The organism is Nocardioides sp. BGA-UO-ETr-FS32, assembly GCF_059567905.1.
The window spans coordinates 61,757-74,435 of sequence record NZ_JCAQOX010000013.1 but is presented as its reverse complement, the minus strand read 5'-3'; the positions used below and the strand labels follow the sequence as shown (position 1 = coordinate 74,435).

At 69.0% G+C, this 12,679-nt stretch carries 13 protein-coding genes; 6 read left to right on the top strand and 7 right to left on the bottom strand.

From position 1 onward, the window contains the following. Positions 1–19: 19 nt before the first annotated feature. On the top strand, positions 20–646 hold the full coding sequence (locus AC57BS_RS05425; protein ID WP_496410433.1) for a DedA family protein: 627 nt from the start codon (positions 20–22) through the stop codon (positions 644–646). Here AC57BS_RS05425 and AC57BS_RS05420 read toward each other — a convergent pair. Next, the gene (locus AC57BS_RS05420; protein WP_496410432.1) at positions 600–1,067 is read right to left on the bottom strand and encodes a DUF4383 domain-containing protein; all 468 of its coding nucleotides are present in this window, start codon (positions 1,065–1,067) and stop codon (positions 600–602) included. The two genes, AC57BS_RS05425 and AC57BS_RS05420, sit on opposite strands and share 47 nt — an antisense overlap. Before the next feature lie 85 nt (positions 1,068–1,152). Here AC57BS_RS05420 and AC57BS_RS05415 point away from each other — a divergent pair, with 85 nt between their 5' ends. Then, the gene (locus AC57BS_RS05415) at positions 1,153–2,184 is read left to right on the top strand and encodes a sodium:calcium antiporter (RefSeq protein ID WP_496410431.1); all 1,032 of its coding nucleotides are present in this window, start codon (positions 1,153–1,155) and stop codon (positions 2,182–2,184) included. Between the two features lie 313 nt (positions 2,185–2,497). On the opposite strand, the gene AC57BS_RS05410 is transcribed toward AC57BS_RS05415, so the two are convergent. The 3 genes from AC57BS_RS05410 to AC57BS_RS05400 all read right to left on the bottom strand — a co-directional run bounded on the left by AC57BS_RS05410 (position 2,498) and on the right by AC57BS_RS05400 (position 4,433). Further along, positions 2,498–2,773: an ANTAR domain-containing protein gene (locus tag AC57BS_RS05410; protein ID WP_496410430.1), complete on the bottom strand. Its 276-nt coding sequence runs from the start codon at positions 2,771–2,773 to the stop codon at positions 2,498–2,500. Beyond that, on the bottom strand, positions 2,770–3,231 hold the full coding sequence (locus AC57BS_RS05405; protein WP_496410429.1) for a hypothetical protein: 462 nt from the start codon (positions 3,229–3,231) through the stop codon (positions 2,770–2,772). The genes AC57BS_RS05410 and AC57BS_RS05405 overlap by 4 nt, the downstream gene beginning before the upstream one ends. Positions 3,232–4,292: 1,061 nt before the next feature. Continuing rightward, positions 4,293–4,433, bottom strand: a complete 141-nt coding sequence (locus tag AC57BS_RS05400) for a hypothetical protein (RefSeq protein WP_496410428.1) — start codon at positions 4,431–4,433, stop codon at positions 4,293–4,295. A gap of 342 nt (positions 4,434–4,775) precedes the next feature. Here AC57BS_RS05400 and AC57BS_RS05395 point away from each other — a divergent pair, with 342 nt between their 5' ends. Beyond that, entirely contained in the window at positions 4,776–6,131 is a 1,356-nt protein-coding gene (locus AC57BS_RS05395) for a DUF2254 domain-containing protein (RefSeq protein ID WP_496410427.1), read from the top strand. Here the strand turns inward: AC57BS_RS05395 and AC57BS_RS05390 are convergent. Further along, the gene (locus AC57BS_RS05390; protein ID WP_496410426.1) at positions 6,108–6,728 is read right to left on the bottom strand and encodes a tyrosine-type recombinase/integrase; all 621 of its coding nucleotides are present in this window, start codon (positions 6,726–6,728) and stop codon (positions 6,108–6,110) included. The two genes, AC57BS_RS05395 and AC57BS_RS05390, sit on opposite strands and share 24 nt — an antisense overlap. 119 nt (positions 6,729–6,847) lie before the next feature. On the opposite strand from AC57BS_RS05390, the gene AC57BS_RS05385 reads away from it, so the two are divergent. Further along, on the top strand, positions 6,848–8,092 hold the full coding sequence (locus tag AC57BS_RS05385; RefSeq protein WP_496410425.1) for an MFS transporter: 1,245 nt from the start codon (positions 6,848–6,850) through the stop codon (positions 8,090–8,092). On the opposite strand, the gene AC57BS_RS05380 is transcribed toward AC57BS_RS05385, so the two are convergent. Next, positions 8,087–9,064 carry an IclR family transcriptional regulator gene (locus tag AC57BS_RS05380; protein WP_496410424.1) on the bottom strand — a complete coding sequence of 326 codons (978 nt, stop codon included), beginning with the start codon at positions 9,062–9,064 and terminating at the stop codon, positions 8,087–8,089. The genes AC57BS_RS05385 and AC57BS_RS05380 overlap by 6 nt on opposite strands. Between AC57BS_RS05380 and AC57BS_RS05375 the strand changes: the two genes are divergently transcribed. After that, positions 9,063–9,470 carry a metal-sulfur cluster assembly factor gene (locus AC57BS_RS05375; RefSeq protein WP_496410423.1) on the top strand — a complete coding sequence of 136 codons (408 nt, stop codon included), beginning with the start codon at positions 9,063–9,065 and terminating at the stop codon, positions 9,468–9,470. The genes AC57BS_RS05380 and AC57BS_RS05375 overlap by 2 nt on opposite strands. After that, on the top strand, positions 9,467–10,468 hold the full coding sequence (locus AC57BS_RS05370) for an amidohydrolase family protein (RefSeq protein WP_496410422.1): 1,002 nt from the start codon (positions 9,467–9,469) through the stop codon (positions 10,466–10,468). Before AC57BS_RS05375 ends, AC57BS_RS05370 begins: the two co-directional genes overlap by 4 nt. Positions 10,469–10,834: 366 nt before the next feature. Here AC57BS_RS05370 and AC57BS_RS05365 read toward each other — a convergent pair whose 3' ends face one another. Next, on the bottom strand, positions 10,835–12,616 hold the full coding sequence (locus AC57BS_RS05365) for a histidine kinase N-terminal 7TM domain-containing protein (RefSeq protein WP_496410421.1): 1,782 nt from the start codon (positions 12,614–12,616) through the stop codon (positions 10,835–10,837). Between the last annotated feature and the right edge of the window lie 63 nt (positions 12,617–12,679).

Genomic DNA, 12,679 nt, shown 5'->3' with positions numbered 1-12,679 from the left:
GACGGTACCGTCGAGTGGCATGCTGACCGACGCGCTCAACGGCCTCACGCGGCTGCCCACCCCGCTGTTGCTCGCGGTGGCGGGCTTCCTCGCCTTCAGCGAGACGGGGATCGGGTTCGGGTTCGTCGTCCCGGGGGAGACGGGGGTGCTGGTGGCGGCGACCACGGTCAGCACGGTTCCGATGTTCGTGGCGATGTCGGTCGTGGTGTGGCTCTCCGCTGCTGCCGGAGACTCGTTCGGCTACCTGGTGGGGCGTCGCTACGGGCCCCGGGCGCGGGAGGCGCGACTGGTGAGGAAGGTGGGGCGCGAGAAGTGGGACCGGACGGGAGAGTTGCTGCGCGACCACGGCGTACGGACGGTGGTCGTGTCCCGGTTCCTTCCTGCCGTGCGGGTGCTGACCCCCGTCGCCGCGGGCGCGATGCGGCTGCGCTACCCCCGCTTCTTGGCCGCCTCCCTCCTGGGAGCCCTCATCTGGGCAGTCGGTCACGTCGCCCTGGGTGCCTTCGCCGGAGCATCGATCAAGCGCATCGAGGAGGTCGTCGGCGCCGCGGGATGGGTCGCCCTCGCGGTGGTGGCCATCGTGGGAGGGGCCGTCTACGTCAGCCGGCGTCGTCGGAGCGGGCGTGGCGACTCCGACCAAGCGTGACGCCGAGTGCGATCATGCCGGTCGCCAGTCCGAGGTGGAGCCGGTCGCCGTAGTGGTCCAGCGGGATGACGTTGAGCGAGGAGTCCGCGTCGACGGACACCCCCCACAGCCACAACAGGGCGTAGACGATGCCGGCGCCGATCAGGTAGCCGTGCGCCAGGGCGGCCGTACGGGCGAGCGCCAACCCGGCGACGCCGGCGACGAGGTGGAGCACGTTGTGCAGCACCGACACCTGGAAGAGGCCGAACAGGTGGGCTCCGGAGTCCTGGCCGGCCATCCGGAGCTCGTCGTGGTCCGTCGTGACACCGGGCACGAAGCCGAGCACCCCGAGCGCCAGGAACAGGACACCGAAGCCGCCGGCCGCCATGCGGATCGGGGCGGGGGTGGGGCTGGTGCGTACGTGCTCGTCTCCGGGCGACATCTGGCTCCCTCCGCGTCAGGTCGTACTCGCTTCCCTCGCCACGTTAGCGTGGCGTCTCCAATCACCGTCGTCCCCGAAAGGCACCGTGGACCTCATCGAGTGGAGCATCCCGCTCTCCCTGGCCGTCTTCGTGGTGGCTGGTGCCGTAACCGTCGCCGGGAGCATCCGGCTCGCCACCCTCGGTGACGACCTCGCCGATCACACCGGATGGGGGGAGGCGCTCTTCGGCGCGGTGTTCTTCGGCTTCGTCACCTCGCTGAGCGGCATCGTGATGACCGTCGCGAGCGCCGGGGCGGACCGACCCGAGCTCGCGTACAGCAATGCTGTGGGCGGCATCGTGGCGCAGACCCTCGCCGTCGCGGTCGCCGACGCCTTCTACCGACGCGGCAACCTGGAGCACGCAGCGGCGTCCTTGCCCAACGTCCTCTTCGGCTGCCTGCTGGTCTTCCTGCTGGCGCTGGCCCTGATGGCCAGCTTCGTACCGGACATCGACGTGTGGTCGGTCCACCCGGCGTCCGTCGTGATGGTGGTCGCCTACCTCGGTGGACTGCAGCTGATCCGTGCCCAGAACGCCGAGCCGATGTGGGAGGCCGTGGAGACGGCCGAGACCGTCGTCGACGAGATCGACCCCGGACCGGACGGTCCCGCCACGAGCGGCCGCTCGATGTGGACCCAGTTCGTGCTGGTCGGCGGGGTCGTCGCGGTCGGCGGGTGGTTGATCGCGGAGGCGGCCGGCTACCTGGTCGACGCGACCGGCCTGGCGGCCGGCTTCGTGGGGACCGTGATGATGGGGCTGGTGAACGCCCTGCCCGAGGCGGTCACCGCCATCGCCGCGGTCCGGCGGGGGGCGATGACGCTGGCCGTCGCGGCCGTGCTCGGCGGGAACTGTCTGGACGCGCTCAACCTCGTGGCCGGTGACGTCGCCTACCGCGGCGGGTCGATCTATCACGCGATCGAGGCGGACCAGCTCTTCGGCACGGCCGCCGCGCTGTTGATGACCATCGTGCTGGTCGCGGGACTCCTGGTGCGCCAGCCGCGGGGGCTGGGACGCATCGGCTTCGAGGGCGTCACCCTGATCCTCGCCTACGCCGCGATCGTCGCGGTGCAGGTCTTCTGAGGCGCTTCTGCGGCCCGGCGGTTCGTCGGCTCAGGTGTGGATCTGCGACTTGTCGTGCGCGTCGGGTGGGTGACCTGTGTCCACGCGCTTCGTCCGTCCGCAGTACAGGCACTTGTGATGGGCTTCGCCTGTCATGTCGCTTACGAGCGGTTCCCAGCTGTGCCACCCCAGTTTGCAGCCGATGCTTTGTAGGATTCCCATGGTCGTTTCCTCCGGCTCGTTGCTTCACCAGTGTGCGCTCGCTGTGACGTGACGACAAGCCTTGTGGCCCCTGTGTGCTGGTTGCCGGGGGAGGGCCGCGAGGTCCTGGCACCTACGGCGGGAGGCCGTCGTCGTTGGGGCTATGCGAGAGGTCCGGGAGGTTGCCGATGTCGACGATGTGCTGTGCGATCTTGAAGAGCTTGGTGTTCTGCTGCGAGGAGAGTCTCTTGAGCACGTCGAACGCGCGAGAAGAGGGCAGGTCGAAGCGTTCGCGCAGCATGCCGACGGCCTCGCCGATGACCTGCCTGCTCTGCAGGGTCGTGATCAGACGTCGCGGCCAGGATGACCGTCGCTTGTGCGGCCACCGCGTATCCGTCGGCGACGTCATCTTCGTCGAAGGAGTCGGGCTTCTTGGCGTACAACGTCAGCGCCGAGCCTGTGCCTGTCGCTGAAGGGCCGGAAGCTCAACGACGAACGAATGTCGAACTTGTCCGCGATCCGGGGCCCCCACGTCGACCACCGGGAGTCGGTGGCCACGTTGCCCACCCTAACGACGTCGCTGGCGCGCAGGGCGACGATGCACGGTCCCTCGCCGAGGTCGTGCTGGAGCTGGTCGATGCGACGCAGGTCCTCGTGCGAGGCCGCGGGTGTGTCCACCCTGTCGGGAGTGAACGACGACAGACTGGCCAAGTCCGCATGATTGACCAGCTCGGTGGCGGTCAGGATGGCGCGATCGAGCGTCGCCTCGGTGGCGGGCTCCTCCGCCATGCCACGGGCCGCTTCTGCAAGCTGCCGGTTGAACTCGAAGCGGTCTACGCCGCAGCCTTTCTCGATGACTCCCGTCAAGCATAGGGCTCGACGACGGTTCCGCACCCCCGTGCACCGCCATCAAGAGCGGCGCGATATGACCGAGAACCAAGCCTTCTGCCTCGCCGGCACTGGTGTCTCGCGAAGGCGCGGCGAGCCGGCTGCCCCTGCAGCGCTCACCCGCCGTGACCGCGCAATCCGTAGTTCCTTTACTCTTCGTGCTGCCCGTCCCGGCCGCGCCCCCTTCGGCCGGGTGCACTGGGCGCAGTCGAGCGGCCTCGGCATCCCAACCCCCACACGGCCGGGGTCGCTCACTGCATGGACAGAGCCCATCGGGGAACCGGGGAGTGTCCGATCATGGACGAGACGGTTCGACCCGCCGCCCCTCCCAAGTACGGCAGGCGAACCTGCCGCCCGCCCCTCGCCAGTCAGGGGCGGGCGGCTTCTCTCGTGCCAGTGGGGCGCACGGGAGCCGCAGACAGGACGGACACCCGCGCTGGGTGCGCGTGAGTCAGGGTCTCGTCCGAGAGGGCGTTCGACTCTGGCCCGCTGGTCCGAACCTGCTGCACCCGGCGCCAGCCCGTCGCCTGAGTGAGGGCTGCACGCTCAACGTTAGAACCCGCCACCGTCTCCCCCGCCACCGTCGCCCCCGCCGCCGAAGCTGCCGCCGTCGCCTCCTGGGTGGCCGCCATCAATGCCCTGATGATCCCACCCGGGGTCGGGTGCCGCGTACATCCACGCCATCATGGCGCCCGCGGTGGCAGGTTCCGCCGGGAAGTAGCCGCGGCTGCAAGGACTGAGGCTGGCGCCAGCCTTCCAGTAGGGCACCGTGCGCGACCCCATGTTGACCGTCCGGACCTCCGGCTTCTCCCGCGCGGCGATCTGCATCGCGCAACGGGTGCAGGCCGGCACGGTACGGCTACCGCGGCGGGCCGAGGTCCACATCACGTGCGGGCGGAGGGTCCGTGCTGGGGATTGAAGAAGCACGGGAGTCGATACTCGGGAACCGGCTGCCCCCTCGACGCGCGCATGCACGCAGGCCAGCGCATAGCGGCCGGTGGCCACGGTGTCGACCAGGCGGCTGATCTCATCGGGGTCCTTCAGCCGGGGGCATCCCACTTGCCGCGCTCGTAGGCGTCGAGGGCGGTCTGGTAGTCCCGCTGAGCGTCTGGGTCGAGGGTCGCGATTCGCTCGTTGCGGTCGGCTCGGCCGGCACTGACGCGCCGGGCCGTGTACGTCACTGCCCCGCCTACCGTGAGGGCCAGAGCAACCACTCCATCCATGCGTTGTGCCAGTCCGCACCTGATTTCGCGAGGGGCTGGGTGCATCCCGGCCGCGCATCCTCGGCGCGCGCTCCGCGAAGGTCAGCGCATGGACGACGGCCCCCGGCTCCCAGCCCTCCCCCTTGCGAGTGCACCCGTGGGGTCGCCGCCCGTCGTACGCTTCACCTCGCGCACGCGATGCCCCGTGTACGTGCAGCAAGCAGGATCGCCTTCCCAGGTCGGGTCACCGACACGAGGGCGTGGCTACCCGGGAAGGTGCGTCGCCATGACTGAAGCACGGCAGAGTCGTTGGTTTCTGGGATGGCGGGTGCTCCGGCGATGAGCGTGTGGGCCCGGTTGCGGCAGAGCTTCTGGTTCGTCCCCGGTCTGCTGTGTCTGGCAGCGGTCCTTCTCGCCGAGGGGCTCATCCTGCTGGACCGACGGCTCGACGACACGAGTCTGGGTGCCTTCGGTGCGGTGATCACCAGGGTGGGCGAGTCGGGAAGCAGAGACCTGCTCGGCGCTGTCGCCGGGTCGATGCTCGCGGTCGCCTCGACCACTTTCTCCATCACCATCGCCGTGCTCGCGCTCTCCTCATCCACGTACGGCCCGCGGCTGGTCCGGAACTTCATGGCCGACCGTGGGAACCAGTTCGTGCTCGGCATCTTCGTGGCGACATTCCTGTACAGCCTGATCGTGCTGCGTTCCATCCGGGTTGTCGGTGACGGCGATGAGGACTACTTCGTCCCTCATCTCGCGGTGAACGTCGCCGTCCTGCTCGCGGTCGTCGCCATCGCCGTGCTGGTCTACTTCATCCATCACATCAGCGACTCAGTCCAGGTGTGGACGCTGGCCGAGCTGGTGCGCAGCGACTTCACCGGTGCGATCGACAGGCTCCGCCCAGCTGACGACCAGGACGACGACCAGGCCCAGCCCTCCGACGAGCCAGAGGCGCTGCCGGTTCCTTCGGATCCAAGTCAGGCGAGCCAAGTGACCGCACAGCGGACCGGATACGTGCTGGGCATCGACCTCACCCACCTCGCCCACCTCGCCGGCGAGAACGACTCGCTCGTGCACGTGACCGTACGTCCCGGCGATCACGTCATCGAAGGTGCCGTCCTCGCCCGGCTCTGGTCACCCGGCGAGCACGACGACAAGCAAGGCGACTCAGTGCGAGAGGCCGTGCGTATCGGACGAGCAAGAACCCCGGACGAAGACCTGGAGTTCCCAGCAATGCTGCTGGAGGAGATGGCCGTACGCGCCCTCTCGCCCGGCACCAACGATCCGTACACCGCGATCAACGCTCTCGACAACCTTGCCAATGGTCTCGTCCGGCTCGCCGGTCGCCCCACCCCCTCCTCCTACCGTTACGACGAGGACGGCCGGCTGCGAGTCATCGCACCGTGCGTCACTCTTGCCCACATCCTCGACCACGTGCTCAATGCCATGCGCGTGTACGCGATCACGCACCCCACCGTTCTGCACCGAACCCTCGAGCTCGCCGACCAGGTAGGCAACGCCAGCAACAGCCCTGAACTGCGCCTCCACCTCGACGCCCACGTCCGCGACCTCCTCCAGGCATTCGCGGCAACATCGCCGCACAGCCGGGACCTGGATGCGCTCAGCCAACACGCCGGCCAAGTACGGGCGAATCTAGGCCACCCCGCAACCGGGTGAGGCCCCCGACCGAGGACTGCCAGACCGAAACCTCGCGCAGCAGGCGGCGCATCTGCGTTCCAAGGGGTCGCCGACGTCCTCGCTGACCTCGTCAGTCCCGCGAGCACCGTGGTCGTCTCTGAGTACCGGGGGCCCAACTACTACGGGGCATGCGCCGGCATGCGGCGCTGTGACGCACCACCGGGTCATGCTTGGGAACCGCATCCACGGTCCGAGGCCACGGCTCAGTCGGCCGGACTCGCCACCAACGTGGCTACGGGCTCGGGTGGCTCGCCGAGCGACGCAGATCGACTCCGCCGGCTTTCTCGTGCGGTCCTCGGCGGTCGGCCAGAGGTGCGCGTAGGTATTGAGTGTCGTGGTCGCCTTCGCGTGGCCCAGCGACCGCTGGACCGTCACCACGTCGCACCCAGCCGCGATGAGGCCAGAGGCATAGAAGTGCCGCAGGTCGTGGAGCTTGATGCCCTTGAGGCCGGCGTCGCGCAGTGTCTTGCGCCACCAGTAGCCGACAGTGTTCTGATGCGGCGGGTCGTTGCCCTCCCCAGCAAAGAGCCACCGGTCTTTGCCGTTGGTGAGGATGTCGGCGGGTGAGCCACACATGTAGGCGCCCTCGGGACGAGCGCCACGAGGAGTGTCAGGCGAGCCCGTACGGCAGACGGCTCGGCCGCGGTTCGACGGGCTACGGCCGCCGCTCGGCGAGGGTGGACGCCCCCATTCGGATGGAGGAGCCTGTCCAGGATCCCTATGCGCAGGTCCTCGGACCTTGCTACTTCACCGACAGGAAGCCCGCTGTGCCGCTCCTGCAGGAAAACCTCCGGCCCGATCGGCTTCCACTCCTGTCAGCAATGGCGGCCAACGCGGCGGCTGGAACCTTGTTTGCCTGGAGCGTCCTGGTTCCCGCCCTCAGCGCGGAGCTCGGCCGACCGGCCGTTGAGCTCGGATCCGTCTTCTCCAGCAGCGTGGTCGCCTTCGCCGTCGCGGTCCTGTGTGGCGGGACCGCCGTCGATCGACACGGGCCGCGCCGTGCCATGGCGGTGGGTGGCCTCCTCTCTGCAGGGGGAATCGCCCTGGGGGCGGCAGCAGGAAGCGAGCTGGTCCTCCATCTCGGCGTCGGGGTTCTCTTCGGTCTCGGCAGCGGCCTCACTTACCTCAGCGCGGTCTCCTGGGCAACCACTCGGGCCGGGGGGCTGTGGACGGTAGGCGTCGTGGTGGCCTCGTACGCCGCCGGTCCGGTAGTGACCGCACCTCTCGGCAACCTGGGGGTCGATCGCTGGGGGTGGCGGACGACGCTGGTCGTCGCCGCAATCACGGTCGGGGCCGTCATCGTCTTGGCGAGCCGGGGGCTGCCCGGCTCGCCCGAACCGTCTCCGGCTCTCGCTGAGGAGGCGGAGGGACCGATGGAAGACGCGCCCGCGCTGGCAGCGTTGTGGTGGTTCTCGCTCGGAGCCTTCGCGCCGGGGCTGTTCGCCTTCGCGAACGCCGCCCACGTCGCGACCGAGCGGGGCGTGTCACCCCGCGGTGCCGGCGTCGCGGTCGCGCTGATGGCAGCCGCCAACCTCGTCGGTCGGCTCGGCGCCGCATCGCTGGTCCTCAGGATCGGGTTGTGCAGGGCGCTGGCGGCAGATCTCGGCGCCTTGGCGCTGTCGCTGTTGGCGTTGGCCTGGCTCCCGGGCACAGCCGCGGTGGTCGTGGGTTTGTCGCTGCTCGGCGTCCAGTACGGCCTCACGTCTGCGCTGCTCCCGGCGGCCACCCGGGAGGTCTCCAGAGAGGACCGGTTCGGCACGGCGTACGGCCGTGTCTTCTCGTCCTGGGGCGTGGCCGGTCTGCTGGGGCCCGCGCTCGGCGCCGCGCTGTACGACGAGTCGCTCGGCTACTCACGGGGCTTCGCAGCGTCTCTCGGGTGTGCCGCGATCGCTGTCCTGGCGCTCATCGTCTACCGACACCGGCCACGGGGCAGGTCATGACACCGACTCGGGTTCCTGACCGGGGCTGCCCTGATCAGGCGCGTGAGCGCCGTGGCCGAGGTCTGCGGCAGCCAGGACGACCTCCCTGCAGATGTGCGAGGGGACGTCCTGATCACGCATCGCGACAACCACCGCCCAAGTCGGCTTTTCGGCCCGGGTTGGCGGCACCAGGGCAGCGGCGCAAGCGACCCCGTCACGGAACTCGCCGTGCTCGACGACGGGTGCGCCGGGGCGCACGGAGCGCAGTTCCTCCTCCAGCCGGTCCAGATCGGTCTGCGTGTTGGCCGTGAACGGACGGAGGCCGTGCCCGAGCAGGAGGTCGCGCCTCGTCTGGGGCGGTAGCGCAGCCAGCAGCGCCTTTCCCAGCGCGGTCGCGTGCGCCGAGATGTCCAGCCCGACCTCGAAGTCCTCGAGGTACGGTGAGCCCGGGCTCTCCGCGACCTCGACGACGGTCACCCGTTCGTCCCGGAGCAGACCGAGGTAGGTGCTGAGTCCGATGCGTTCGGTGAGCTGGTGCAGGACCACCGCGGCCTCCGGGGGTCGCTCGAGAGAGACCACCAGGTCATGGAAGCGGCGGGCCACCGCGTCCCCGATCGCGTACGTGCCGTCCGGCAGGCGCACGAGGTAACCCTCGTAGGCGAGGGTCCGGATGAGGTGGTAGGTCGTCGAGATGTTCAAGGAACAGTGGCGCGCGATGGCCTTGACCGGCAGCCCGGGTCGACGCCCGACCATCTCGAGGATCAGCATCGCGCGTCCGACGCTCTGCACGAAGTCGGCCGGTAGCGAACCAGCCCCTGGCTCCATCGCGGGCTCCTCGCGCTCCGGCTGTCGGGCCACCATCGTAATCACCGGTGGATCGGCGTCCAGCGTTTCGTCATGGGAAATCACGGGGGTACCCGCAGCCCGGCTGCGGGGTGAAACTGGCTGAGGGAGCGGTTCACACCAGACGCCGAGTGCGAGGAGGACACCCATGACCGTGCAGCAGACGGAGCGGGTCGACGAGTCGGTGCGCGAGGTCCTCAGCGACGTCTTCGACCCGTGCTGCCGGGACAAGGGAATCTCGGTGGTCGACATGGGTCTCCTGCACCGCGCTGAGATCCACGGCGGGCAGGCCCGCGTCGAGCTGATGTTGACCTCGGGCTGGTGTCCCTTCGCCGTCAACGTTCTCACCGACGTCGAGACCGCCTTGCTGTCGCTCCCCGGCGTGGACACCGCTCAGGTCGACCTGGTCTGGGACGAGGCGTGGACACCGGCACGACTCTCGGACAGCGCGCGTACCAAGCTGCGGTTCCTCCCGGATCCCTCGGCGGTGCGCGACCCGGCGGCGTACGTCGCCGCCAACTGGCCATCATCCACGACCACGGAGGACCTCTCATGATTGGTGACGCACTCGTGTTCGACGGGGTGGCGCACCCGTTCAACTTCGAGCCGGACAACGCGTACGGCCCGGCGGGAGAGATGTTCTCCAACCACCTCTACGCCTTCCACGCCACGCTGACCCCCGAGGGTGAGCCGGTCATGAGCGCGGAGGAGTTCCTGCACAAATGGAGCATCGACGAGATCCGCGAGATGGTCTACGAAAAGTCGCAGACCGACATGCTGGTCGCGATGCCGCTCCCACTGACCGACCTCTACAAGGACGGGCTCTCGCCGTGGCAGGAGTGCGCGAAGTTGGCACAACGCGATCCCGACCGGACCGTCCTCTGGGGCACGGTCAACCCCCTCGAGGGCAAGCAGGCGCTCGACGACGTGACTCGCCAGGTGGAGGAGTACGGCGCACGCGCGTTCAAGTTCTACAACGTGCGCTACGAGGACGGCGGCCAGGTGCCATGGCGGATGGACGACCCGAAGGTCGCCTTCCCGGTCTTCGAACGGATCCAGGATCTCGGGGTCAACCTGATCGGTGTGCACAAGGGTGTCCCGCTCGGGCCGCAGATGATCGAGCACACCCAGACCTGGGACATGGACGGCGCCGCCGGCAACTTCCCGGGCATCAACTTCGTGATCTACCACGTCGGGCTGCCGTTCATCGACGAGACCTGCTGGCAGCTCATCCGCTACCCCAACCTCCACGCGTCCCTCGCGGCCTCGATCAACTTCATCGTCCGGGCGCCGCGACTCTTCGCCGAACTGCTGGGCAAGCTGCTGTTCTGGTGCGGAGAGGACAAGATCGTCTACGGCTCCGAGGCGCCGATCTGGCAGCCGCAGTGGGCGTTGGAGGCGTTCTGGAACTTCGAGATCCCGCAGGACCTCACCGACGGCTACGGCTACCCGCAGCTGACCGAGCAGGCCAAGAAAAAGATCCTGGGGGAGAACCTGTTGCGGCTGCACGGCATGGACGTCGCGGAGACGAAGGCGCGCATCACCGCGAGTTGACCGGACGTGTCCGGCGGCTGCAGCCCGCTGTGAGGGGAGTCCTGCTTGTGACCGCTCGAACCGGTAGATCCGGAGGTTCGGTGCGCGTCACAGTGGGCGAAAGGCAGCAGGTCCGAGCAGCCCGTGAGTTAGCCGGGCGCCCCGTGCCCGGTCGACGCTTTGCCGGTCAACTGGCACGGCTGGGCCTCGGGACGGCTGCACCACCCTCCCTATCGCATGTTGGCGGGCGAGGTCTACAGAGGCGTTTTGAGCGTGAAGGTGCGCACTGCCGCTGTTGAGCGTGTCAACCACCCTGGGGAAGCGTCACCTATGTGCTGCCCTCACCGGGCGTGCCGTCGACGGTGACCTCGCCGCGGTGTGCGACCACTATGGTTGACCCGGCCTCGCACTGATCCTGACCAGGAGCAGGGCAAGGTCGTCCTGGAGCTGGTCACCGTGGAAGGCCCGGACAGCCTCACAGATCAGGGCGGCGAGCTCGTCGACCGGCAGGTGGCCGTGTCGGCGGAGCAGCTCGGCGACTCGATCGGAGCCGAACATGTTGCTCCCCCGGCGGGCTTCGATGAGGCCGTCGGTGAAAGCGCACAGCACCTCTCCCGGTGCCATCTCGAGGGTGGTGTCGTGCAGCTCGGGCTCGTCGAAGAGCGCCAGTGCGGAGCCCAGGTGTCCCACCTCTTCCACCTCGCCGGTGGCCCGCAGCACCAGGGGCGGGTGATGGCCGGCCAGGGTGAGGGTCACGGATGTCCCGCGGGCCGTGGGTCGCAGGTAGCCATAGATGAGGGTGCAGTGCCGCTCGGCGTCGGTCTGGGCGAGCAGTTTGGCGTTGACCTCGGCTACGGTCTCGGCGGGGCCGCGGTCGGAGTCGGCCAGGGCGCGCAGTGTGTACCGTGCGGCGGCGCTCACGGCGGCTGCTTCGGCACCCTTGCCGCTGACGTCGCCGAGCACGAAGGCCCACGTCTGCGGCTCGAGGCCGAACACGTCGAGGAAGTCGCCGCCCACCTCGCTACCGTCGCCCGCCGGTTCGTACCTGCTCGCCAGCTCGGTGCCTGCAATGTCGGGCAGGTTCGGGGGGATCATGCTGGCCTGGAGCGCGGCAGCAACCCGCGACTTCTCGGCGAGCACGCGTCGGAGTCGGTCCCGGTCGCGGACGCGTTGGGTGATCTCGCGCAGCACCACGAGCTCACCCGCAGGGCGACCGGTTGCGTCGCTGAGGTGCTGGTACGAGACGTCGAACGTCCGACGTTCCGCGTCGTGACGCGCGTCGGGCAGGGTGAACTCTGTGACTCCGGGCGCGGTCACGTCGGTACCCGGAAGCACGTCCTCGAACCGCCGTCCCAGCAACGCGGCGCGGGTAGTGGTGGTGAGGGCGACGGCAGCGGGGTTCACGTCGACGATCCGTCCGAACGGCTCCAGCACGAAGACGGCGTCGGCCATGCTGTCGAGCACGGCACTGCGGGCCAGGGGAGCGAGGTCGACAAGCCGCTCGTGGAACAGGCCCCACACCAGCACCCCGCCGGTGACGGTGAAGGCGAACGGGGTCAGGTCGATGCGGGCGAACCAGCCGACCTCGAAGTTGTGCAGCAGGTTCGCCGCCCACGGCAGCAGCGCCACGGCCAAGACGACCACGGCCAGGCGGCGGTAGTGGCGGGCCAGTCGGACCATGCTGACCACAAACATCGTGGTCGCCCCCACCAGCAGGAGGTTGTTGTAGACGAGGATCGCCCAGAAGGCTGGCCCGACCTCCACGATCGGCAAGTCCTCGGTGGCCGCCGATGCCGGGTAGGAGCGCACGAGGTCATGGGTGGCGGGGACCGCGAGGAGTGTGAGCGCAAGGATCGGCTCCACCGTCAGGAGTGCGAGCAGGCGCTGCGTCACGCGACCGCCGCGGCCGGTGTACTGCAGCACGAAGACCAGCCACGCTGGCGCCAGGGCGAGGATCCCGACGTACTTCAGGTCACCCCAGCGGCTCTTGGCCGCGATGTCCTCGACCGAGAGCTCCACCGCATAGGCGAGGCCCCACCAGGCGACGGAGACGAGAAGGAACGCCAGGCTCCAGCCCATGCGCGACTCTCGCCGCCACGCGACGTACGCCGCCAGGCCGGCCAGGACCAGCCCCGCCATGACCATGAGGGTGGCCAGTAGCGTCAGCACGCCGAGATTCCTTCCACCCATCAGGCCATGAGCACACACTCCCTGGCCGAGGACCCACGCTAA

Coding starts and splice junctions, on each gene's coding strand:
- AC57BS_RS05425 (WP_496410433.1), top strand. CDS start 20: ATGCTGACCGACGCGCTCAACGGCCTCACGCGGCTGCCCACCCCGCTG.
- AC57BS_RS05420 (WP_496410432.1), bottom strand. CDS start 1,067: ATGTCGCCCGGAGACGAGCACGTACGCACCAGCCCCACCCCCGCCCCG.
- AC57BS_RS05410 (WP_496410430.1), bottom strand. CDS start 2,773: ATGACGTCGCCGACGGATACGCGGTGGCCGCACAAGCGACGGTCATCC.
- AC57BS_RS05395 (WP_496410427.1), top strand. CDS start 4,776: ATGGCGGGTGCTCCGGCGATGAGCGTGTGGGCCCGGTTGCGGCAGAGC.
- AC57BS_RS05390 (WP_496410426.1), bottom strand. CDS start 6,728: ATGTGTGGCTCACCCGCCGACATCCTCACCAACGGCAAAGACCGGTGG.
- AC57BS_RS05385 (WP_496410425.1), top strand. CDS start 6,848: ATGGAGGAGCCTGTCCAGGATCCCTATGCGCAGGTCCTCGGACCTTGC.
- AC57BS_RS05375 (WP_496410423.1), top strand. CDS start 9,063: ATGACCGTGCAGCAGACGGAGCGGGTCGACGAGTCGGTGCGCGAGGTC.
- AC57BS_RS05380 (WP_496410424.1), bottom strand. CDS start 9,064: ATGGGTGTCCTCCTCGCACTCGGCGTCTGGTGTGAACCGCTCCCTCAG.
- AC57BS_RS05370 (WP_496410422.1), top strand. CDS start 9,467: ATGATTGGTGACGCACTCGTGTTCGACGGGGTGGCGCACCCGTTCAAC.